Annotated in this window: 19 protein-coding genes and 1 tRNA gene; 18 read left to right on the top strand and 2 right to left on the bottom strand. The window is 67.8% G+C overall.

Annotated elements, in window-relative coordinates:
* Positions 1 to 41: 41 nt before the first annotated feature.
* The 13 genes from QZV84_RS06155 (at position 42) to pyk (ending at position 14720) form a co-directional block, all read left to right on the top strand.
* Positions 42 to 305 (top strand): phosphoribosyl-ATP diphosphatase, encoded by a 264-nt coding sequence (locus QZV84_RS06155; protein WP_292826906.1) that lies wholly within the window; start codon positions 42 to 44, stop codon positions 303 to 305.
* A gap of 40 nt (positions 306 to 345) precedes the next feature.
* Entirely contained in the window at positions 346 to 1188 is an 843-nt protein-coding gene (gene hisG / locus QZV84_RS06150) for an ATP phosphoribosyltransferase (protein ID WP_292826903.1), read from the top strand.
* A gap of 2 nt (positions 1189 to 1190) precedes the next feature.
* On the top strand, positions 1191 to 1955 hold the full coding sequence (hisF, locus tag QZV84_RS06145) for an imidazole glycerol phosphate synthase subunit HisF (protein WP_292826900.1): 765 nt from the start codon (positions 1191 to 1193) through the stop codon (positions 1953 to 1955).
* Positions 1952 to 2320: a phosphoribosyl-AMP cyclohydrolase gene (hisI, locus tag QZV84_RS06140; protein WP_292826897.1), complete on the top strand. Its 369-nt coding sequence runs from the start codon at positions 1952 to 1954 to the stop codon at positions 2318 to 2320. Before hisF ends, hisI begins: the two co-directional genes overlap by 4 nt.
* Positions 2317 to 2943, top strand: coding sequence for a Trp biosynthesis-associated membrane protein (locus QZV84_RS06135; RefSeq protein ID WP_292826893.1), 627 nt, complete (start codon positions 2317 to 2319; stop codon positions 2941 to 2943). The genes hisI and QZV84_RS06135 overlap by 4 nt, the downstream gene beginning before the upstream one ends.
* Before the next feature lie 33 nt (positions 2944 to 2976).
* Positions 2977 to 3207, top strand: coding sequence for a DUF6704 family protein (locus tag QZV84_RS06130; RefSeq protein WP_292826890.1), 231 nt, complete (start codon positions 2977 to 2979; stop codon positions 3205 to 3207).
* A 2-nt stretch (positions 3208 to 3209) separates the two neighbouring features.
* A complete protein-coding gene (trpC, locus tag QZV84_RS06125) occupies positions 3210 to 3986 on the top strand; it encodes an indole-3-glycerol phosphate synthase TrpC (RefSeq protein ID WP_292826886.1) in 777 nt (258 codons plus the stop codon).
* Positions 3983 to 5254, top strand: a complete 1272-nt coding sequence (gene trpB / locus QZV84_RS06120; RefSeq protein WP_292826883.1) for a tryptophan synthase subunit beta — start codon at positions 3983 to 3985, stop codon at positions 5252 to 5254. Before trpC ends, trpB begins: the two co-directional genes overlap by 4 nt.
* On the top strand, positions 5251 to 6060 hold the full coding sequence (trpA, locus tag QZV84_RS06115; RefSeq protein ID WP_292826880.1) for a tryptophan synthase subunit alpha: 810 nt from the start codon (positions 5251 to 5253) through the stop codon (positions 6058 to 6060). The genes trpB and trpA overlap by 4 nt, the downstream gene beginning before the upstream one ends.
* Before the next feature lie 10 nt (positions 6061 to 6070).
* Complete coding sequence (gene lgt / locus QZV84_RS06110; RefSeq protein ID WP_292826877.1) at positions 6071 to 7078, top strand: prolipoprotein diacylglyceryl transferase; 1008 nt, start codon at positions 6071 to 6073, stop codon at positions 7076 to 7078.
* 168 nt (positions 7079 to 7246) lie between these two features.
* The gene (gene gltB, locus QZV84_RS06105) at positions 7247 to 11767 is read left to right on the top strand and encodes a glutamate synthase large subunit (protein ID WP_292827114.1); all 4521 of its coding nucleotides are present in this window, start codon (positions 7247 to 7249) and stop codon (positions 11765 to 11767) included.
* On the top strand, positions 11760 to 13226 hold the full coding sequence (locus QZV84_RS06100) for a glutamate synthase subunit beta (protein WP_292826874.1): 1467 nt from the start codon (positions 11760 to 11762) through the stop codon (positions 13224 to 13226). Before gltB ends, QZV84_RS06100 begins: the two co-directional genes overlap by 8 nt.
* Positions 13227 to 13271: 45 nt before the next feature.
* Positions 13272 to 14720: a pyruvate kinase gene (pyk, locus tag QZV84_RS06095; RefSeq protein WP_292826871.1), complete on the top strand. Its 1449-nt coding sequence runs from the start codon at positions 13272 to 13274 to the stop codon at positions 14718 to 14720.
* A gap of 84 nt (positions 14721 to 14804) precedes the next feature.
* On the opposite strand, the gene QZV84_RS06090 is transcribed toward pyk, so the two are convergent.
* Positions 14805 to 14887 (bottom strand) — tRNA-Leu (locus QZV84_RS06090).
* A gap of 40 nt (positions 14888 to 14927) precedes the next feature.
* On the opposite strand from QZV84_RS06090, the gene QZV84_RS06085 reads away from it, so the two are divergent.
* The 5 genes from QZV84_RS06085 to QZV84_RS06065 all read left to right on the top strand — a co-directional run bounded on the left by QZV84_RS06085 (position 14928) and on the right by QZV84_RS06065 (position 22020).
* Complete coding sequence (locus QZV84_RS06085) at positions 14928 to 15548, top strand: response regulator (protein WP_292826868.1); 621 nt, start codon at positions 14928 to 14930, stop codon at positions 15546 to 15548.
* 176 nt (positions 15549 to 15724) lie between these two features.
* Positions 15725 to 18394, top strand: a complete 2670-nt coding sequence (gene polA / locus QZV84_RS06080; RefSeq protein ID WP_292826865.1) for a DNA polymerase I — start codon at positions 15725 to 15727, stop codon at positions 18392 to 18394.
* Between the two features lie 40 nt (positions 18395 to 18434).
* Positions 18435 to 20108 carry a DUF885 domain-containing protein gene (locus QZV84_RS06075; RefSeq protein ID WP_292826862.1) on the top strand — a complete coding sequence of 558 codons (1674 nt, stop codon included), beginning with the start codon at positions 18435 to 18437 and terminating at the stop codon, positions 20106 to 20108.
* Complete coding sequence (locus QZV84_RS06070) at positions 20105 to 21151, top strand: LLM class flavin-dependent oxidoreductase (protein WP_292826859.1); 1047 nt, start codon at positions 20105 to 20107, stop codon at positions 21149 to 21151. Before QZV84_RS06075 ends, QZV84_RS06070 begins: the two co-directional genes overlap by 4 nt.
* A gap of 104 nt (positions 21152 to 21255) precedes the next feature.
* On the top strand, positions 21256 to 22020 hold the full coding sequence (locus QZV84_RS06065; RefSeq protein ID WP_292826856.1) for an SGNH/GDSL hydrolase family protein: 765 nt from the start codon (positions 21256 to 21258) through the stop codon (positions 22018 to 22020).
* On the opposite strand, the gene QZV84_RS06060 is transcribed toward QZV84_RS06065, so the two are convergent.
* Positions 22009 to 22602, bottom strand: a 594-nt coding sequence (locus QZV84_RS06060; RefSeq protein ID WP_363331889.1) for a dihydrofolate reductase family protein, incomplete at its 5' end; no start/stop codon positions are given. The genes QZV84_RS06065 and QZV84_RS06060 overlap by 12 nt on opposite strands.

Below are 22602 nucleotides of genomic sequence, written 5' to 3'. Positions count from 1 at the left end.
TGCCGCGCTTCGCAGTGCCCCAGGTTGGATACCCTGAAGGGGTGAAGACGTTCGACACGCTGTACGAGGAGCTGACCGCGAAGGCGGCCGAGCGACCCGAAGGATCGGGTACCGTCGCGCAGCTGGACGCGGGCGTGCACGCGATCGGCAAGAAGATCGTCGAGGAGGCCGCCGAGGTGTGGATGGCGGCCGAATACGAGTCGACGGATGCGGCGGCCGAGGAGATCTCGCAGCTGCTTTACCACCTGCAGGTGCTGATGCTTGCGAAGGGCCTCACGCTTGAAGACGTCTATCGACATCTCTGAGCTGTCGCCCGCCGTCCTCCAATCCGAGAGTCATCCCGCCATGCTGCGAATCGCCGTGCCGAACAAGGGGTCGCTCGCCGACACCGCCTCCGAGATGCTGCAGGAGGCCGGCTACACCGGCCGCCGTGATCCGAAGGATCTGCATGTCATCGACCCCGTCAACGAGGTCGAGTTCTTCTACCTGCGTCCCAAGGACATCGCCACGTACGTCGGATCCGGCGCGCTCGATGTCGGGATCACGGGTCGCGACCTCCTGCTGGATGCCCGGATGCCGGGAGCCAAGGAGATGGAGGCGCTCGGCTTCGGCGAGTCGACCTTCCGTTTCGCCGCGCCCCCCGGCAGCTTCGGGTCGGTCGAGGATCTGGAGGGCGTGCGGGTCGCCACCGCATACCCGGGTCTGGTCGACGGCTTCCTCGATGAGCGCGGGGTCGCGGTCGACCTGGTGCCGCTGGACGGCGCGGTCGAATCCGCGGTGCGCCTAGGTGTCGCCGATGCCGTGGCAGACGTCGTCTCGACGGGGACGACCCTCAAGCAGGCGGGGCTGGAGATCTTCGGGCCGGTGATCCTCCAGTCCGAGGCGGTGCTGATCGAGGCGCCGAACGAAGCCGACGGCACCCAGACGCTCGTTCGACGCCTGAGAGGCGTCATGGTCGCCCGCCGCTTCGTGCTGATCGACTACGACCTGCCCGCGAACCTGATCGACGCGGCCGTGGCGATCGCACCCGGCGTCGAGTCGCCGACGATCTCGCCGCTGCGCGACCCGACATGGGTCGCCGTACGGGTCATGAGCCCGCGCAAGGACGTCAACCAGGTCATGGACGCCCTGTACGCGATCGGCGCGCGGGCGATCCTCGTGACCGCCATCCACAACGCGAGGCTGTAGTCATGGCACTGGTCTGCCGGGTGATCCCCTGCCTCGACGTCGCCGGCGGGCGGGTGGTCAAGGGCGTCAACTTCGAGAACCTCCGTGACATGGGCGATCCAGTCGAACGTGCACGCGAGTACTTCGCGCAGGGCGCCGACGAGCTGACCTTCCTCGATGTCACCGCCACGGTCGACGAGCGTGCCACGACGTACGACGTGGTCCGCCGCACCGCCGAAGAGGTCTTCATCCCGCTCACCGTCGGAGGAGGGGTGCGCTCCGCCGAAGACGTCGCACGCCTTCTGGGGGTCGGGGCCGACAAGGTGGGCGTCAACTCCGCCGCGATCGCCCGACCCGGCTTGATCGACGAGATCGCCGACCGCTTCGGCGCCCAGGTGCTCGTGCTCTCGCTCGATGTGAAGCGGTCCCCTGGCGCCCACTCGGGCTTCGTCGTGACCACTCACGGCGGTCGCACCCTCACCTCACTGGACGCCCTCGACTGGGCGCAGGAGGCGATCGAGCGCGGCGCCGGTGAGCTGCTGGTCAACTCGATCGACGCGGACGGCACGAAGGAGGGGTTCGACCTCGAGCTCGTCTCGCTGATGCGGGAGGTCTCGAGCGTTCCGGTGATCGCGTCCGGCGGTGCCGGGCGGGCCGAGGACTTCGCGCCGGCGATCGCCGCCGGCGCCGACGCGGTGCTCGCCGCGAGTGTGTTCCACTCCGGTCAGCTGAGCATCGGGCAGGTCAAGACCCAGATGCAGTCCGACGGGATCGAGGTGCGGTGGTGAGCGACACCGTCGACGAACGAGTCGCGCGCGTCGTGTTCACCGCAGACGGGCTTGTCGCCGCAATCGTCCAGCAGTGGGACACGCGCGAGGTGCTCATGCTCGGCTGGATGGATGCCGAGGCCCTGCGGCGCACGCTCACGAGCGGCCGCGTCACGTTCTGGTCCCGGTCCCGCCGGGAGTACTGGCGCAAGGGCGACACGTCGGGCAACATCCAGCTCGTGCGCGGTGCCCGCCTGGACTGCGACGGCGACGCGATCCTGCTGGAGGTCGACCAGGTCGGGCCTGCCTGCCACACCGGCACCCGGACGTGCTTCGACTCCGACGACCTCGACCCCGTCGCGGGCCCCACCCGGCCGCTCCCATGATCCGTCGTGCGCGGCTGCTCTCGGTGCTCGCGGCCCTGGTCGTGGGAGCGATGGGTGTGATCTCCTCCACCCAGACCTGGCTCGTCGCGGTGCTCGACGACGGCGCCGGGCACGAGCTGACCGTGACCGGAGCCGCCGCCGTTCCGGTGCTGACGCCGCTCAGTCTCGCCGTCCTGGCTCTCGGCGGCGCGCTGTCCATCGTCGGTGTCGTGCTGCGGTATGCGTTCGGCGTCCTCACTGTCGCGATCGCCGGCCTCCTCGCGTTCCTCAGCGCGCAGATCGCCTTCACGACGCCGGTGTCGGCGGTGGCCTCCACGGTGACCTCCGCGACGGGAATCACAGGAGCTGAAGCGGTCGACGCCCTGGTCGCCTCCGTCACCGCGACGCCCTGGCCCGCGCTGACTTTCGCCCTGTCGATCCTGCTGCTGGCCGCGGGACTTCTCATCCTGGCCACCGCGCGCCGGTGGACACGGAACGGGCGTCGCTACGAGTCCGAGACGGCCACCGCCGCCGAGGCGGCCCCGGACGCGCCGGCGTCGCGACCATTCGATGCGATCGACTCGTGGGACGACCTGTCCCGCGGTGCCGATCCGACAGCCGACACCACGCCCGGACCCCGCTAGACTGGGCCGACCCGCGCTATCCCGGAGGAAAAAATGAGCAACCCCATCGGCGACCCCGGCCACGGACACTCGCCCGCCGCATGGACCGCCGTCATCATCATGCTCGGCGCGATCACGCTGGGCACGGTCGCCTACTGGTTCGACATGCCCTGGCTGGTTTGGACCTCAGTCGCTCTGCTCGGGGTCGGCGCACTGGTCGGATGGGGCATGGCCAAGGCCGGCTACGGCGTGGGCGGCGCGAAGTACAGACCGAAAGAGCATTGAACATGCTCGCCGACCTCACGGCCGGCGCGGTGCAGGATGCCGAGGCACGCGCCTCGGAGCGGCCCTTGGCCGCAGTCGAACGGGCGGCGCTCGTCCGACCGGCCGCACGAGACGCGCTCGCCTTCCTCGCGCCCGCCGACCGGGTCAAGATCATCGCCGAAGTCAAGCGCGCCAGTCCGTCGCGCGGTGACCTGGCTGCGATCCCCGATCCTGCGCTCCAGGCCCGGCTGTACGAGCAGGGCGGCGCCTCGGCGATCTCCGTGCTCACCGAGGCACGCCGGTTCAAGGGCAGCCTCGCCGACCTCGAGGCCGTGAGCGCCGCGGTCGAGGTTCCCGTGCTGCGTAAGGACTTCATCGCGACCGACTATCAGGTGCTCGAGGCACGCGCCGCCGGTGCGGATCTGGTCCTGCTGATCGTCGCAGCGCTCGAGCAGGACGTGCTCATCCGGCTGCATGCGCTCACCTGCGAACTCGGCATGACAGCGCTGGTGGAGACACACTCGGCCGACGAGGTCGCCAGGGCCGCCGATGTCGGCGCCACGCTGGTCGGCGTGAACGCCCGCGATCTGTCGACGTTCGCACTCGACCGGGACCTGTTCGGGCGCCTGGCCGATCGCATTCCCTCCGATGCGATCAAGATCGCGGAGTCCTCAGTGCTCACGCCCGCCGATGTGGCCCACTATCGAGCCGCCGGCGCCGACGCGGTCCTCATCGGCGAAGCCCTGGTGACGGGGGATCCCGTCGCCACCCTGACGGCATTCCTGGAGGCCGGATCATGAGTTTGCGAGAGGCGCCGGGACCCTACTTCGGTGAGTTCGGCGGGCGGTACATGCCGGAGTCGCTCATCGCGGCGATCGACGAGCTCACTGCAGTTTATGAGGCGGCGATCATCGACCCCGTCTTCCAGGGCGAGCTCGCAGGTCTGTTGCACTCCTACGCAGGCCGGCCGTCGGCGCTGACCGAAGTGCCGCGCTTCGCCGCGCATGCGGGCGGCGGGCGGATCTTCCTCAAGCGCGAGGACCTCAACCACACCGGATCGCACAAGATCAACAACGTGCTCGGGCAAGCGCTGCTGACGAAGCGGCTCGGCAAGACGCGCGTCATCGCCGAGACCGGCGCCGGCCAGCACGGCGTGGCCACGGCCACGGCGGCTGCCCTTTTCGGCTTCGAGTGCACGATCTACATGGGCGAGGTCGACACGCAGCGGCAGGCGCTCAACGTCGCGCGCATGCGCCTGCTCGGAGCTGAGGTGATCCCCGTCACGACCGGATCCCGCACGCTGAAGGACGCGATCAACGACGCGTACCGCGACTGGGTCGCCAGCGTCGAGACGACCAACTACATCTTCGGCACCGCCGCAGGCCCGCATCCGTTCCCCGCGATGGTCCGCGACTTCCAGAAGGTCATCGGAGAAGAGGCTCGCGCGCAGCTGCTCGACGAGGTCGGACGGCTTCCCGACGCCGTCTTCGCGTGTGTCGGCGGCGGCTCCAACGCGATCGGCATGTTCGATGCGTTCCTGGACGATCAGAGCGTCAAATTGTACGGCGTCGAAGCAGCCGGCGACGGCGTGGACACGCCGCGTCACGCGGCATCCATAGAGCGTGGTCGCCCCGGGGTGCTGCACGGAGCCAAGACGTTCGTGCTGCAGGACGAGGATGGGCAGACGATCGAATCCCACTCGATCTCGGCCGGACTCGACTACCCCGGTGTCGGCCCGGAGCACGCGTGGCTCGCAGCGATCGGACGCGCCGAGTACATCCCGGCGACCGACACCGAGGCGATGGAGGCCCTGCGCCTGCTCTCGCGGACCGAGGGCATCATCCCGGCGATCGAGTCGGCTCATGCGCTGGCGGGCGCGATTCGGATCGGCCGCGAGATGGGCCCCGACGCCGTCATCGCGATCAACCTGTCCGGCCGGGGCGACAAGGACATGGACACCGCCGCACGCTGGTTCGAGCTGTACGACGCCGACGCGATGCTCGAAGGGCCGCCCGTGACCGTTCCTCCACCCGCCGATGAGGCCAAGGGCGACGGGACAGAGCTGTGAGTTCGCCCGTCACGTCCCGAGTCGCCGCGGCGATCGACGCCGCCCGCACCCAGGGTCGGGGTGCCTTCATCGGCTACCTGCCGCTCGGCTTCCCCGACCTGCAGACCAGCATCGACGCCGCCGTCATCCTCGCCGAGAGCGGCGCCGACGTCCTCGAACTCGGTCCGCCCTACTCCGACCCGGTGATGGACGGCACCATCATCCAGGAGGCGACGCAGGCCGCCCTGGCCGGTGGCTTCCGCGTGCGCGACACGTTCACCGCGGTCCACGAGATCACCAGTCGCGTCGATGTGCCGGTGCTCGTCATGACCTACTGGAACCCGGTCATGCAGTACGGCGTGGATCGGTACGCCGACGACCTGCTCGCGTCCGGCGGCGCCGGGCTCATCACGCCCGACATCACTCCGGACTCCGCGGCCGAATGGATAGCGGCCAGCGAACGCACCGGACTGGACCGGGTGTTCCTGGCCGCGCCCACCTCGACCGACGGGCGGCTCGACCTCATCATCGAAGCCTCCACGGGTTTCGTATACACCGTCTCGACGATGGGCATCACGGGGGAGCGGACCGAATTGGATGCCGCTGCCCGGCGGCTCGTCGAACGGATGCGCGCTCGTGCGTCGACCCCGCTGCGCGCGTGCGTCGGCATCGGCATCTCCACACCCGACCAGGTCGCCGGCGTGCTCGAGTACGCCGACGGTGCGATCGTCGGCACGGCGCTGGTACGCGCCCTGCGCGACAGCGGCCTGGAGGGTCTCGCCGAGACCGCGCAGGCCCTGTCTGCCGGTACACGACTGCCCGCCTAGACTCGTACGCATGACGTTCGCCCCCTCGATCGCGCTGCACGGCGTGCTGGCCAGCATCCCCAGCCCACAGGTCAGCTACATCGACCTCGGTCCGCTGCGCATCCACTTCTACGCCCTGTGCATCATCGCCGGCATCATCGCCGCGACCCTGCTGACGAACTGGCGTCTGACCAAGCGCGGAGCCGAGCCCTGGGTCGTCATCGACATCTCGCTCATCGCCGTGCCGCTCGCGATCATCGGCGCGCGGATCTACCACGTGCTGACCCACCCGGGGTTCTACTTCGGCGCGGGCACCGACATCTGGGCGGTCTTCCGCATCTGGGAGGGTGGCATCGCGATCTACGGCGCGCTCATCGGCGGCGCGATCGGGGCGTTCCTCGGCTGCAAGTGGACCGGCATCCGGTTCTGGACGTTCGCCGACGCGCTCGCGCCGGGCCTGCTGCTGGCCCAGGCGATGGGTCGTTTCGGCAACTGGTTCAACCAGGAGCTGTTCGGCCTGCCTACCGATCTGCCCTGGGGCCTGGAGATCGACGCGGACAACGCCGCGTTCCCCCCCGGGCTGGACCCTGACACCCTGTTCCACCCGACCTTCCTCTACGAGGTGATCTGGAACAGCCTCGGCGTGCTTTTCCTGCTCTGGGTGGGCAACCGGTTCCGCCTGCAGTGGGGACGTCTGTTCGGTCTGTACCTGGTCTGGTACAGCGCGGGGCGCATCGTGTGGGAATCCATCCGCATCGACCCGAGCGAGATCATCCTGGGCCTGCGCAGCAACGTATGGGCGGCGATCTTCGGCGTCATCGTCGGTCTGGTGATCTTCTTCGTGCAGAAGCAGCGTCACCCCGGGTTCGAGCCTTCGCCGTACGTATCCGGCCGCGAGTGGACGCCCGCACGCACGGTACAATCGCAGGACACCGGCGACTTCGTGGACGTCAGCGAACCACCGACGGACGAAGTCACCAAGGGCGCAGGCTTGAGCCAGGCCACAAGCCAGAGCACAAGCACAGCCGTCGTGAAGTAGCGCATCCACCGAACGGTGGAACTTCAGCTTCCGCAGTTCAGGGCCGACGTCGTCCCACTCTTGAGCATCGATGTGAGGACGGTAGCTATGGCTTCGAGCCTTGGTCTTGAAGGGCACGATCACCGTGCCGCAGACCACGCCTTCGGCGCTTTCCCCCCGCAGCAGGGCATGTACAACCCTGCCTTCGAGAAGGACGCGTGCGGGCTGGCGATGGTCGCGACCCTGCGCGGCGAGGCGGGGCACGACATCATCGACCTCGCCTTGACGGCGCTTCGCAACCTCGAGCATCGCGGCGCGATCGGCTCGGATGCGGGCACCGGCGACGGTGCGGGCATCCTGACGCAGATGCCGGATGCCTTCCTGCGCGCGGTCGTGGACTTCGAGCTTCCACCGGTCGGGCAGTACGCCGCCGGGATGATCTTCCTGCCGCGCGACGACGAGAGGCGCGCGGCTGAGAAGGCCGGCATCGAGCAGATCGCCGAGAGCGAGAACCTCGTGCTGCTCGGTTGGCGTGACGTGCCCACGGCGGACGAGAACCTCGGCAAGCTCGCCTACGACGCCCGCCCCGTGTTCGAGCAGCTCTTCGTATCGTGCCCCGCCGTCGGCGATGCTCCCGCATTGTCGGGCATCGATCTGGACCGCCGCGTCTTCCGGCTTCGCAAGAGGGCACGCACCGAGCTCGGCGCTTACATCGTCTCCCTCTCGTCCCGCACCCTGGGTTACAAGGGCATGGTCACGACGCTGCAGCTCGAGCCGTTCTACCCCGACCTGCAGGACGAGCGCTTCGCCTCCGAACTCGCCGTCGTGCACTCGCGCTACTCCACCAACACGTTCCCGTCGTGGCCGCTCGCGCAGCCGCTGCGCATGCTCGCGCACAATGGCGAGATCAACACCGTCAACGGAAACCGCAACTGGATGCGGGCGCGCCAGTCGCAGCTGGAATCCGAGCTGCTCGGCGACATCCGTCCGCTGCTGCCGATCTGCACCGACGGCGCCAGTGACTCGGCATCCTTCGACGAGGTGCTCGAGCTGCTGACCCTCACCGGCCGCAGCCTGCCGCACGCGATCATGATGATGGTGCCCGAGGCGTACGAGAAGCAGACGGACATCGATCCGAAGCTGCGCGCGTTCTACGACTACCACTCCATGCAGATGGAGCCGTGGGACGGGCCGGCGGCGCTCATCTTCACCGATGGCACGCTCGTGGGTGCGACCCTTGACCGCAACGGGCTGCGCCCCGGCCGGTGGACCGAGACGACCGACGGCCTCATCGTGATCGGCAGCGAGACCGGCGTGCTGGACTTCGCCCCTGAGCGCATCAAGCGCCGCGGCCGCCTGCGGCCCGGCCGCATGTTCCTCGTCGACACCGCCCAACGGCGGATCGTCGAAGAAGACGAGATCAAAGCGCAGCTGGCAGAGTTGGAGCCCTGGCAGGATTGGCTCGACGCGGGCCGCGTGCACCTGGCCGATCTGCCCGAGCGCGAGCACATCGTGCACCCGATCGCCTCGATCACCCGCCGCCAGCGCACGTTCGGCTACACCGAGGAGGAGGTGCGCATCCTCCTTACGCCCATGGGCCAGAACGGCGCCGAGCCGCTCGGCGCGATGGGCTCCGACACGCCCGTCGCCGTGCTCAGCGAACGTCCGCGTCTGCTGTTCGACTACTTCACTCAGCAGTTCGCGCAGGTCACCAACCCGCCGCTCGACTCGATCCGCGAAGAAGTGGTGACCTCGCTCGCCCTGGGCCTCGGCCCCGAGCGCAACCTGCTCAGCTGGGGCGCGGACCACGTGCGGACGGTCACACTCGATTTCCCCGTGATCGACAACGACGAGCTGGCCAAGATCCAGCACATCGACACTGCGCTTCCCGGCCGCTCGTCGGTCACGATCCGCGGGCTGTACCGCGTCGAGGCCGGTCACAAGGGGATGCACAAGCGCATCGCGCAGATGTGCGCAGAGGTCGACGAGGCCATCGAGGACGGCGCAGAGTTCATCGTCCTGAGCGACCGCGACTCGAACAAGGACCTCGCACCCATCCCTTCGCTGCTCATGGTCGCGGCCGTGCATCACCACCTCATCCGCAAGGAGACCCGCATGAAGTGCGGACTCGTGGTGGAGGCGGGCGACGTGCGCGAGGTGCATCATGTCGCGACCCTGATCGGTTACGGCGCCTCGGCGGTCAACCCCTACCTCGCGATGGAAACGGTCGAGTACCTCGTCCGGGCCGGCTACATCACAGGGATCACCCCGGAGAAGGCCGTCAAGAACCTCATCTACGCGCTCGGCAAGGGCGTGTTGAAGATCATGTCGAAGATGGGCATCTCGACCGTTTCGTCCTATGCGGGTGCGCAGGTGTTCGAGGCGATCGGCCTGGCGCAGGACTTCGTCGACTCGTATTTCACCGGCACCGAGACCAAGCTCGGTGGTGTGTCGCTCGATGTGATCGCCGCCGAGAACGCCTCCCGGCACGCCTACGCCTACCCCGAGGATGCCGCCGTCCGCGCTCACGAGCGGCTGTGGACCGGCGGGGAGTATCAGTGGCGCCGCGACGGCTCGCCGCACCTGTTCAACCCCGACACGGTGTTCCGTCTGCAGCACGCCACGCGCACCCGCCGTTACGACATCTTCCGCGAGTACACCAAGCTCGTCGACGACCAGGCCTCCGAGCTGAAGACGCTGCGCGGCCTGTTCACTCTGCGCACCGGCCTGCGCAAACCCGTGCCGATCGACGAGGTCGAATCGGTGTCGTCGATCGTGAAGCGCTTCTCGACCGGAGCGATGAGCTACGGCTCCATCTCCAGGGAGGCGCACGAGACGCTCGCGATCGCGATGAACCGCATCGGCGGAAAGTCGAACACAGGCGAGGGCGGCGAGGACGTCGACCGGCTGCTGGACCCCGAGCGGCGCAGCGCAATCAAGCAGGTGGCCTCCGGGCGATTCGGCGTCACGAGCCTGTATCTCACGAAGTCCGACGACATCCAGATCAAACTCGCACAAGGTGCCAAGCCGGGGGAGGGCGGCCAGCTGCCGCCCACCAAGGTCTACCCCTGGGTGGCGCGCACGCGTCACGCCACGGCGGGCGTCGGGCTGATCTCACCGCCGCCGCACCACGACATCTACTCGATCGAAGACCTCAAACAGCTGATCTTCGACCTCAAGCGCGCCAACCCGAACGCGCGCGTGCACGTCAAGCTGGTGAGCCAGTCCGGCATCGGTGCGGTCGCGGCGGGCACGGCGAAGGCTCTGGCCGATGTCATCCTGGTTTCCGGACACGACGGCGGCACGGGCGCGAGCCCGCTCAACTCGCTGAAGCATGCGGGCACCCCCTGGGAGCTGGGTCTCGCCGAGACCCAGCAGACCCTCATGCTCAACGGCATGCGGGACCGGGTGGTGGTGCAGGTCGACGGTCAGCTCAAGACCGGGCGCGACGTCATCATCGGCGCGCTCCTGGGCGCCGAGGAGTTCGGTTTCGCGACCGCGCCGCTCGTGGTCTCGGGCTGCGTCATGATGCGGGTCTGCCACCTCGACACGTGCCCGGTGGGCGTCGCGACGCAGAACCCGGTGCTGCGCCAGCGCTTCACCGGCAAGCCCGAGTTCGTCATCAACTTCATGGAGTTCATCGCCGAAGAGGTGCGTGAGTACCTCGCCGAACTCGGCTTCCGCTCTCTCGACGAGGCGATCGGCCGTCACGAATTCCTCGACATCAACGGCGCGGTCGAGCACTGGAAGACCAGTGGCCTCGATCTGGCGCCCATCCTCAGCGGCCCGGCGTTCGGCGAGGATCAGGCGCGACGGAACACGCGCCCGCAGAAGCACGAGCTCGAGGAGCACTTCGACGTGCCACTCATCGAGGCGGCGCGCGACGTGATCGCCCACAGCGGCACGATCACCTTCGATCTGCCCATCCGCAACACGGAGCGAGCCGTCGGCACGATGCTCGGCCATCACGTCACCGTCGTGCACGGCCAGAACGGGATGACGTCCGGCTCGATCGTGGTCAACCTCACCGGATCGGCCGGTCAGTCCTTCGGCGCGTTCATGCCGGCCGGGATCACCCTCCGCCTGGAGGGCGACTCGAACGACTACGTCGGCAAGGGGCTCTCCGGCGGCCAGATCGTGATCCGCCCTCCACGCGCGGCGACCTTCGATGCGGCGCAGAACGTGATCGCCGGCAACGTCATCGGCTACGGCGCCACGCAGGGCACGATGTTCCTGCGCGGTGTGGTGGGGGAGCGCTTCCTGGTGCGCAATTCCGGCGCGACGGCAGTGGTGGAAGGTGTGGGCGACCACGCGCTCGAGTACATGACCGGCGGTCTGGCGGTCATTCTCGGCGCGACCGGCCGCAACCTCGGCGCCGGCATGTCGGGCGGAACCGCCTACGTCTACCGACTCGATCACAAGCTCGTCAATCGCGAGGCGCTGGCCACCGGAGAAATCGAACTGGGCCCGCTCGGCTCGGGCGACGCTGAGATGCTGCGCGACCTGCTCGCTCAGCACCTCGCCGAAACCGACTCGACGCTCGCGGCGTCCCTGCTGGAGGATTTCGACGTCGAGCTGGAGAACTTCGTACGCGTGATGCCGCGTGACTATGCAGCGGTGCTGCTGACCCGTCTAGAGGCCGTGGAGGAGGGACTCGATCCCGACGGCGACGTCGTCTGGACCCGCATCCTGGAGGTGACCGGTGGCTGACCCCAAGGGCTTCTTGAAGGTGACGCATCGCGAGCTGCCCGCCCGCCGTCCCGTTCCCGTGCGCATCATGGACTGGAAAGAGGTCTACGAGCCGGGCGACTCGGCTGTGCTGCGGCGTCAGGCCGGTCGCTGCATGGACTGCGGCATCCCGTTCTGCCATCAGGGCTGCCCGCTCGGCAACCTGATCCCTGAGTGGAACGACCTCACCTGGCGCGGCGACGGTCGCTCCGCGATCGAGCGCCTGCACTCGACGAACAACTTTCCGGAGTTCACCGGACGTCTGTGCCCGGCGCCGTGCGAGAGCTCATGCGTCCTGGGGATCAACCAGCCCGCCGTCACCATCAAGCAGATCGAAGTGTCGATCATCGACGAGGCGTTCGCCAGCGGCTGGGTCGAGCCCGAGCCGCCCGGCCGGCTCACCGGCAAGACGGTCGCTGTCGTCGGCTCCGGGCCTGCGGGCCTCGCCGCCGCGCAGCAGCTGACGCGGGCAGGGCACACCGTCGCGGTCTTCGAGAGGGACGACCGCATCGGCGGACTGCTGCGCTACGGCATCCCGGACTTCAAGATGGAGAAGCGCCACCTCGAATACCGGCTGCGCCAGATGCAGGACGAGGGCACCCGCTTCCGCGCGGGCGTCGCGATCGGCAAGGACATCTCGTGGAGTGACCTGCGTGCCAGGTACGACGCCGTCGTGGTGGCGACCGGCGCGACCCTGCCCCGGGAGCTTCCCATCCCGGGCCGGGACCTGGCCGGCGTCCACTTCGCCATGGAGTACCTCGTCGAATCGAACAAAGCAGTCGCGGGCGACTCGGTGCCGAGCCAGATCACGGCGGAGGGCAAGCACGTGGTCGTGATCGGCGGCGGCGACACCGGCGCCGACTGCATCGGCACCGCACACCGCCAACGCGCGTTGAGCGTGACCAACCTCGCGATCGGCAGGCAGCCTCCGGGCACGCGTCCGGAGCATCAGCCGTGGCCCATGGCTCCGCTGGTGTTCGAAGTCTCATCCGCGCACGAAGAGGGCGGCGAGCGCTCCTACCTCACCTCGACGGTCGAGTTCCTCGGCAACGAAGCGGGCGAGGTGCGTGCGCTCCGCGTGGCCGAGACCGAGTTCGTCGACGGCCGCCGCGTTCCCAAGAGCGGCACGGAGCGTGAGATCCCTGCCGACCTCGTGCTCATCGCGATGGGTTTCACAGGTCCCGAGCGCACGCTTCTCGAAGAGCAGCTGGGGACTCAGTTCACTTCGCGCGGCAACGTGGAACGCGGAGAGAACTTCCAGTCCACCGCCGCCGGCGTGTTCGTCGCCGGTGACGCGGGCCGCGGCCAGTCGCTCATCGTGTGGGCGATCGCAGAAGGTCGCGCGGCAGCCGCGCACGTCGACGAGTACCTCATGGGCGAGACGTCGCTGCCCGCGCCGGTGCGCCCCACCGATGTCGCGATCGGCTTGCAGCCTGCGTAGGCTGGCCGCGGCTCTTCGCCACCCCCGACCTCGCGGAGCACAATGATGAGACGTGCCAAGATCGTCGCCACCCTGGGACCTGCCACCTCTACCTACGCGCAGGTGCGCGCGATCATCGAAGCGGGCGTCGACGTCGCCCGGATGAACCTCAGCCACGGCGACCGCGACGTCCACCAGGCGAACTTCGCCAATGTGCGCAAAGCCGCCGACGACGCGGGCCGCCCCGTCGCGGTCCTGGTCGACCTGCAGGGTCCGAAGATCCGGCTCGGCAAGTTCGCCGACGGACCCCACGACCTCGCTGTCGGCGACATCTTCAAGATCACGACCGAAGAGATCGCCGGCACGAAGGAGATCGTCTCGACGACCTTCAAGGGACTGCCCGAGGATGTGCACGCGGGGGACTTCCTGCTCATCGACGACGGCAAGGTGCGCGTCGAGGTCATCGAGGTCGAGGGTCCGGTCGTCACGACCAAGGTCATCGTCGCCGGCGCCGTCTCCGACAACAAGGGCATCAACCTGCCCGGGGTCGCGGTCAACGTACCCGCGCTGTCGGAGAAGGACGAAGCCGACCTGCGCTGGGGCCTGCGGATCGGCGCCGACCTGATCGCGCTGTCCTTCGTGCGCAGCGAGAAGGACGTCCAGCGGGTACACGTGATCATGGCCGAGGAAGGCCGTCACATCCCGGTCATCGCCAAGATCGAGAAGCCTCAGGCCGTCGAGAACCTCGAGCAGATCATCGACGCGTTCGACGGCATCATGGTCGCCCGGGGCGACCTCGGCGTGGAACTGCCCCTCGAAGCCGTGCCCATCGTGCAGAAGCGCGCGGTGGAGCTGTGCCGCCGCATGGCCAAGCCGGTCATCGTTGCCACGCAGATGCTCGAGTCGATGATCGAGAGCCCGGTGCCCACCCGCGCCGAGACGAGCGACGTCGCCAACGCCGTGCTGGACGGCGCGGACGCGGTCATGCTCTCCGGTGAGACCAGCGTCGGCAAGTACCCCGTCGTGGTCGTCGAGACCATGGCACGCATCATCGCCTCCACCGAGGACCACGGCCTCGAGCGCATCGCGCCGCTGACGACCAAGCCCCGCACGCAGGGCGGCGCGATCACGCTGGCCGCAATGGAGGTCGCGGAATTCGTCGAGGCGAAATTCCTCTGCATCTTCACCGAGTCGGGCGACACGGCGCGGCGCATGTCGCGCTTGCGGCCGAAGATCCCCATGATCGGCTTCGCGACCGAGCCGGCGATTCGCCGCCGCATGGCCCTGACCTGGGGTGTGCAGTCGGCACTCGTCGAGCACGTCGTGCACACCGACCGCATGTTCATCCAGGTCGACGACTTCTTCCTGTCGAACGACCTCGCGAAGGTCGGCGACAAGGTCGTGGTGATCTCGGGTTCCCCTCCCGGAATCGTCGGCTCCACCAATGACATCCGCATCCATAAGATCGGCGACGCGGTGCACGGCAAGGCCCCGATCTACCAGACGCGCGAATAGCCGACTCGCACGTATCCGGCAGTTGCGCCCGGGCGAGGCGAGCCCGGCGCCGGGGCCCGCGAGCCCGCGCAGACCTCGATTTCGTACCGGTGGTGGGACTCGAACCCACACGCCCTTTCGGGCAAAGCATTTTGAGTGCTCCGCGTCTGCCATTCCGCCACACCGGCCCGGGGGCTTCCGCGAACGACCATACCGTAGGATTCACATGTGACTGAGCAAGAGCAGGCGACTGGGTCCCCGGCATCCACGCCCCGACGAGTCGTCGTGGCGGAGGATGAGTCGTTGATCCGTCTCGACATCGTCGAGATCCTCCGGGACAACGGCTTCGACGTGGTCGGTGAGGCCGGTGACGGTGAGACGGCCGTGCAGCTGGCGACCGAGCTGCGGCCCGACCTGGTCATCATGGACGTGAAGATGCCGCAGCTCGATGGCATCTCCGCCGCCGAGAAGCTCAGCAAGAACCACATCGCGCCCGTCGTGTTGCTGACCGCATTCAGTCAGAAGGAGCTCGTCGAACGTGCGAGCGAGGCCGGCGCCCTGGCATATGTGGTCAAGCCGTTCACCCCGAACGACCTGCTTCCGGCCATCGAGATCGCCCTGGCCCGCTACGAGCAGATCATCACACTCGAGGCCGAGGTCTCCGACATGGTCGAGCGCTTCGAGACGCGCAAGCTCGTGGACCGGGCCAAGGGCCTGCTCAACGAGAAGATGGGTCTGAGCGAGCCCGAGGCATTCCGATGGATCCAGAAGGCGTCGATGGACCGCCGCCTCACGATGCAGGACGTCGCAAAGGCGATCATCGAGCAGCTCGCCCCGAAGAAGGCCTGAGCGCACCCTTCTGAGCCGGCGGATGCCGCGGCTCGGGTCGCGGCAGAAGATTTCGGTGCGCGCCCGTGGGCCGCCACACAATCCAGCGCCCTGATCATGTTCGTGATGCGGATCGCGGACAATCGCCGACCCTGATCGTCGGAACCGGCGACCGACGCCCTTACTAAGCTTGCATGGTGACGGACTCCGCAAAGCCCACCCTCCTGGTCGTGGACGGCCACTCGCTCGCGTACCGAGCGTTCTTCGCCCTCCCGGTCGACAACTTCTCGACGAAGGATGGGCAGCACACGAACGGGATATACGGGTTCCTGTCCATGCTGATCAACCTGATCAAGGCCGAGAAGCCGACGCACCTGGCGGTCGCGTTCGACACGTCGCGGCAGTCCTTCCGCACCCGCGCGTACACCGAGTACAAGGCCAATCGATCCGAATCCCCGAGCGAGTTCAAGGGACAGATCCCGCTCCTGCAGGACTGCCTCGCCGCGATGAGCATCCCCGTGCTGCAAAAGGAGGACGTCGAAGCCGACGACATCCTCGCCACCCTCGCGACGCAGGGCGCCGAGCAGGGCTTCGACGTGCTGGTCTGCTCGGGCGACCGCGACACGATTCAGCTCGTGAACGACGACATCACCCTGCTGTACCCCAACGTGCAGGGCGTCTCGCAGCTGAAGCGTTACGACACCGCTGCAGTGATCGAGCGGTACGGAGTGCGCCCGGAGCAGTACCCCGACATCGCCGCTCTCGTGGGCGAGACGAGCGACAACCTGCCGGGCGTACCGAAGGTCGGCGAGAAGACGGCGGTGAAGTGGCTCGGCCAGTTCGGATCGCTGGATGCGCTGCTCGAGAACGCCGACAAGGTCACCGGCGTGGTCGGCAGCAACCTCCGGGAGCATCTGGATGACGTGCGCCGCAACCGTACCTTGAACCGCCTCCTCCGCGACGTAGAGCTTCCCGTCACGATCGCGGAGCTCGAAGTGCAGCCGATGGACGCGCAGCGGGTGCGCGACATCTTCGCGCGCCTGGAGTTCAAGACCCTGATCCCGCGCGTGGCCGAACTCGCGGGCATCGAACAGCAGATGGCGTCGATCTCGGCCGCCGCGGCAGTGCTCGCGCCGGTGCCCTGCGAGCCTCCGGCTGACGAACTGGCGACGTGGCTTGCGGCCGCTGTCGGTGAGGTCGGCGTCACAATCACGATCGAAGGCGGCCTTCCCCGCCGGTTGGGGTTCGCGACACGGGATGCCGCCACGAAGGATGCCGCTGTGGAAGCGGACTGGAGTCCTGATGTCGCGGCATCCATCGGCCCCTGGCTCTCCTCCGACGCACCGAAGGTGTTCAGTGACGCGAAACTGCAGGTCAAGGCGCTGAGGCGCGCCGGGGTGACCCTCGGCGGACTCGCGCTCGACACGATCGTGACCGGATGGCTGCTGCGACCGAGCTTCCCCGACAAGACCCTCGCCGACCTCGTCGACCGATATCTCGACGAGAAGCTGCCCGAGTCCGACCCGACGCAGCTCGTCCCGGAGACCGAGGGAGCCACCCCCGGGCAGCTGTCATGGTTCACGCTCCGCGTCACCGAGGCGCTCCGCGGCGAGCTCCCCGAGAGCGTGGCGAGAGTTCTGGCCGACATCGAGATGCCGACGCTCCTGACGCTTGCCGACATGGAGCTCGCCGGGGTCTCGGTCTCGCACGCGAAGCTTTCGGAGTTCTCGGAGGAACTCGGCCGGCGCGCCGAAGCGATCGCACAGAAGGCCTACACTGCGATCGGCCGCGAAGTGAACCTCGGCTCACCCAAGCAGCTGCAGGAGGTGCTCTTCGAAGAGCTGCAGCTGCCGAAGACCCGTAAGACGAAGACGGGGTACTCGACGGATGCCGCCGTCCTTGCCGATCTGCAGGACTCCAACCCGCACCCGTTCCTCGATCTTCTGCTGCAGCACCGCGAGGCCGCAAAGCTGCGGCAGATCATCGAATCGCTCGACAGTGCCATCTCCGACAGGGCGCTCGGCGGCGACGGGCGCATCCGCACCACGTACGTGCAGACCGGCAGTCAGACCGGACGCCTGTCCAGCACCGACCCGAACCTGCAGAACATCCCGGTGCGCACCGAGGAGAGCCGCCGCATCCGCGCCGCGTTCGAGGTCGGCGAGGGCTACGAAACACTGCTGACCGCGGACTACTCGCAGATCGAGATGCGCATCATGGCGCACCTCTCCGAGGATCCCGGCCTCATCGAGGCCTTCAACTCGGGGGAGGACCTGCACCGCTTCGTCGGCGCGCGGGTGTTCGGTGTGGAGCCGCAGAATGTGACCTCCGCGATGCGCACGAAGGTGAAGGCGATGTCGTACGGTCTCGTCTACGGCCTCTCGGCATTCGGCCTGTCCAAGCAGCTGCGCATCGAGCAGACCGAGGCGAAGCAGCTCATGACGGAGTACTTCCACCGGTTCGGCGCCGTGCGCGACTACCTGCGCTCCTCGGTCGAGCAGGCCAAGATCGACGGCTACACCGAGACCATCTTCGGCCGCCGCCGACCGTTCCCCGATCTCTCCAGCCCCAACCGGGTGCTGCGCGAGAACGCCGAACGCGCGGCGCTCAACGCCCCGATCCAGGGCAGTGCCGCAGACATCATGAAGATCGCGCTCTTCCACATCCACGACGACTTCAGCGCAATGCAGCTGCGATCGCGCGTCCTGATGCAGATCCACGACGAGCTCGTCATCGAGATCGCGCCGGGGGAGTGGGATGCCGCGGAGCGCATCGTCCGGCAGCGCATGGGCGACGCAGCCGACCTCGCGGTGCCGCTCGATGTGCAGATCGGACGCGGCCAGGATTGGAACGAAGCCGCACACTGATGGTGTTGGCCGCATCCGAGTGCTTCCCTAGGCTCGATGTATGACAGATGCAGCACGCACACCCACGCCGATCGACACGATCGCTGACGCATGGGTCGACACCCTGGCCGAACAGCTTCCCACTCTGGCGACCTATATCGGCCGCTCCGAGTACAACGACCGCTACGGCGACTACACACCCGAGGGGATCGACCGTCTCATAGCCGCGGGCCGCTCGACTCTGAGTGCGCTCGAGGCGGCCACGCCGGTCGACGTCATCGACGAGGTCACCGCAGAGGACCTCAGCCGCGAGATCCGCCTCGAGATCGACCTGCACGATGCGCAGTGGCATCTGCGGGACCTGAACGTTATCGCCTCGCCGGTTCAGGACATCCGCTCGGTGCTCGACCTCATGCCCACCGACACCGCAGAGGACTGGGCCGTGATCTCCACTCGTCTCGGTGCGATTCCCGGCGCACTGGAGGGATACATCACCACCCTGCGAGAAGGAATCGCGCAGGGCATGGTCCCCGCTCGGCGCCAGGTGCTCGAAGTCGTGACCCAGATCGCGCGGTACACCGCCGACCAGGGATTCTTCGCGACCTTCGCCGGGGACGCCGCGACGGAAAGTGGTCAGCTGCCGGCATCCCTCGCCCGCGAGCTGGCCGACAACGCCGACGCGGCGCGCGTGTCGTACGACGCGCTATCGCAGTTCCTGGGCGCAGAGCTCGCGCCGGTCGCGGGCGAGAAGGACGCCGTGGGGCGCGAACTCTACGCGCTGCAGTCGCGCCGGTTCCTCGGTGCCACGATCGACCTGGACGAGACCTACGACTGGGGAGTGGAGGAACTGGCTCGCATGGTCGCGGAGCAGGAATCGATCGCCGACCAGATCAAGGCCGGTGCGAGCGTCGAAGAGGCGATCGCGTTCCTCGAAGAAGATCCCTCGCACAAACTGCACGGCACCGACGCGCTGCAGAAGTGGATGCAGCAGACCAGCGACCGCGCGATCGCCGAACTGGGCAGGACCCACTTCGACATCCCGGAGCCGATCCGTCGGCTGCAGTGCATGATCGCGCCCACGAAGGAAGGCGGGATCTACTACACCGGCCCCACCGACGACTTCTCCCGTCCGGGCCGCATGTGGTGGTCGGTTCCCGAGGGCGTCGAGGACTTCGATACGTGGCGCGAGCTCACGACCGTCTACCACGAGGGCGTTCCGGGCCACCACCTGCAGATCGCGCAGGCCGTGTACAACCGGGCGCAGCTGAACTCCTGGCGCCGCCTCTTGGCCGGAACCTCCGGTCATGCCGAGGGCTGGGCCCTGTATGCGGAGCGCCTGATGGAGCAGCTCGGTTACCTCGAAGACCCCGCCGACCGCCTCGGGATGCTGGACGGTCAGCGCATGCGCGCCGCCCGTGTGGTGCTCGACATCGGTGTGCATCTGGAGAAGCCGCGTCTCGACGGCGAGGGGACGTGGGACGCCGACTACGCACTGGCGTTCATGCGTCGCAACGTGAACATGTCGGATGAGTTCGTACAGTTCGAGGTCAACCGGTACCTCGGGTGGCCGGGGCAGGCACCCTCCTACAAGGTCGGCCAACGCATCTGGGAGCAGATCCGCGACGACACGAAGGCTGCCGAGGGCGATGCCTTCGACATCAAGACCTTCCACAAGCGGGCCCTCGATTTGGGCGGCGTCGGCCTGGACACTCTGCGCTCGGCGCTCTCGCGATGACAACGCTCAGCCCCCAAGACCTCGATCTCGGGCTCGACACATTCGGGGACGTCACCCGCGATGCGTCAGGCGAGCTGATCAGCGACGCGGAGACGATCCGCAACGTCGTCGACCAGGCTGTTCTGGCCGATGAGGTCGGGGTGGCGTTCTTCGGAGTGGGGGAGCACCACCGCCCCGAGTTCGCGATCTCGAGCCCCGAGATCGTGCTGGCCGCCGCGGCCGCCCGAACGAAGAACATCCACCTGGGCACCGCGGTGACGGTGCTGTCCTCGGATGACCCGGTGCGCGTCTACGAGCGGTTCGCGACGCTCGACGCGGTGTCGAACGGTCGCGCTGAGGTCATCCTCGGGCGAGGGTCCTTCATTGAGTCGTTCCCGCTGTTCGGCTACGACCTGCGCGATTACGAGGCCCTCTTCGAGGAGAAGCTCGACCTGTTCTCGCAGCTGCTCATCGAGAAGCCGGTGACCTGGCGGGGAGCTCTGCGCGCACCGCTGACGGACGCGAACGTGTTCCCGAAGACCGGGCATGGCCTCACCGCCTGGGTCGGCGTCGGCGGGACGCCCGAGTCGGTGGTGCGCGCGGCTCGTTACGGCTACGGGCTCATGCTCGCGATCATCGGCGGCCCAGCCGCGCGTTTCCGCCCGTTCGTCGATCTCTATCACCGCTCGCTGGACTCGTTCGGTCGCGATCGGCTGCCGGTCGGCATCCATTCACCGGGCCACATTGCCGAGACCGACCAGCTGGCGTGGGAAGAGGCCTACGAGGGCTTCGAATCGATGAACAACACGATCGGCAAGGAGCGCGGCTGGCCTGCGTACAGTCGCGGACGCTTCCAGCACGACGTCGGCCCGGAGGGCTCCCTCTATGTGGGGTCGCCCGAGACCGTCGCGCGTAAGATCACCGATACCGTCCAGAGACTCGGAGGCACGCGGTTCGACATGAAGTTCTCGACCGGCACACTCTCGCACGCGAAGATGATGCGCTCGATAGAGCTCTTCGGCACGCGCGTCCAGCCTCTGGTGCGTGACATGCTGTCCTCATGACGGATGCCCCGCCGTGCGCCGCCTCATTGTCCGCGGCGGCCCGGAGCATTCCGGACTGCCGCGGGTGCGCTCTCGAGGACCGCTGAGAGCCGTAGGGTGGGGGAGTGTCAACCGTCCGCTACGTCGCAATCGGCGACTCATTCACCGAAGGCGTCGGCGACGAGCTTCCCGACGGACGCGTTCGAGGGTGGGCCGATTTGGTCGCCCAGGGATGGGCGGATTCGATGGCCGAACCGGTCGAGTACGCGAATCTCGCGATCCGCGGCAAGCTCGCGTGGCCGATCGTCGACGAGCAACTCGAGCCCGCACTCGCGCTGAAGCCGACGCACCTGTCCTTCAACGGCGGCGGCAATGACATGATCCGCCTGCGGACGTCGATCCCACGCGTCGAGGCGGCGTTCTCCCGGATCATCGAGCGGTGCGACGAGGAGAATGTGCGACTGATCCTGCTCTCTGGTGCAAACCCCTCCGCACAGCTGCCGCTCAGCCGGATGATCCAGCGGCGCGGCGACACCCTCACCTCCGCGGTCCGCGAGCGGATCGCGGATCGCCCGGACATCATCCGCGCCTTCAACTGGCCCGACCGCGAGCTGTCCTCGACGTCCTATTGGTCGGAGGATCGTCTGCACATGAATTCGCGCGGGCACCACCGCGTCGCCGCGCGGGTGCTGACCGCGCTGGGCATGGAGCCGCCGGCGGGATGGTGGTCGCTGCCCCCTCTTCCGGAGGCGGCCCGCATGGGCAGATCGACCTACTACCGCGAGCACCTCGGTCCGTGGGTGCACCGCAGGCTCACCGGCGCCTCGTCGGGCGATGACCGAGAGTCGAAGCATCTCGACTGGACAGTCATCGAGCAGTCAGCCGACTGACCCGCCGCGCACGGAGTACACCAGTTCGGCGAACTGACCCGTCTGGGCGACGGCTTCGAGGGTCATTCGATCCGACTCGATGCGGCGGGGGAGCAGCGGCTTGCCGGAGGCCAGCGTGACCGGTGCGACGGAGACGCGGATCTCGTCGAGATGGCCCGCATCCGCGAACTGGCCGACGAGATCGCCTCCGCCGACGATCCAGATGTCGGCGGAACCGGCAGCCTGACTCACTTCCGCCCAGAGGGCACCGACATCGCCTCTGCGCAAACGGATGTCGGCACCGGCTATCTGCGGCAGTGACCGCGAGGAGAGCACGAAGCTCACGATGTCGGGGTAGAACCACTTCTCGGGGTGATCGATGAGGTTCTCGTGATCGAGCAGCCACTCGTACGTCGTCGATCCCATCACCAGTGCGCCCACTCCCGCAAGGAACGTCGAGAAGGCGGATTCCGCCTGATCTGCGCTCGGGACGACGAACAGCCAGGACAGCGAGTTCTCCTCGTCGGCGATATAGCCGTTCAGAGTGGTGGCGGTGTTGTAGACGACGCGCGGCATACCGTCACGATATCGACAGCCGCCGAC

This window comes from Microbacterium sp. (assembly GCF_011620715.1).
Classification (GTDB): domain Bacteria; phylum Actinomycetota; class Actinomycetes; order Actinomycetales; family Microbacteriaceae; genus Microbacterium.
Note: the sequence above shows the minus strand (reverse complement) of the source record. Positions and strands in the feature narration are given on the sequence as shown.

Coding starts and splice junctions, on each gene's coding strand:
- hisG (WP_292826903.1), top strand. CDS start 346: ATGCTGCGAATCGCCGTGCCGAACAAGGGGTCGCTCGCCGACACCGCC.
- hisF (WP_292826900.1), top strand. CDS start 1,191: ATGGCACTGGTCTGCCGGGTGATCCCCTGCCTCGACGTCGCCGGCGGG.
- QZV84_RS06135 (WP_292826893.1), top strand. CDS start 2,317: ATGATCCGTCGTGCGCGGCTGCTCTCGGTGCTCGCGGCCCTGGTCGTG.
- QZV84_RS06130 (WP_292826890.1), top strand. CDS start 2,977: ATGAGCAACCCCATCGGCGACCCCGGCCACGGACACTCGCCCGCCGCA.
- trpC (WP_292826886.1), top strand. CDS start 3,210: ATGCTCGCCGACCTCACGGCCGGCGCGGTGCAGGATGCCGAGGCACGC.
- trpB (WP_292826883.1), top strand. CDS start 3,983: ATGAGTTTGCGAGAGGCGCCGGGACCCTACTTCGGTGAGTTCGGCGGG.
- lgt (WP_292826877.1), top strand. CDS start 6,071: ATGACGTTCGCCCCCTCGATCGCGCTGCACGGCGTGCTGGCCAGCATC.
- gltB (WP_292827114.1), top strand. CDS start 7,247: ATGTACAACCCTGCCTTCGAGAAGGACGCGTGCGGGCTGGCGATGGTC.
- pyk (WP_292826871.1), top strand. CDS start 13,272: ATGAGACGTGCCAAGATCGTCGCCACCCTGGGACCTGCCACCTCTACC.
- QZV84_RS06075 (WP_292826862.1), top strand. CDS start 18,435: ATGACAGATGCAGCACGCACACCCACGCCGATCGACACGATCGCTGAC.
- QZV84_RS06070 (WP_292826859.1), top strand. CDS start 20,105: ATGACAACGCTCAGCCCCCAAGACCTCGATCTCGGGCTCGACACATTC.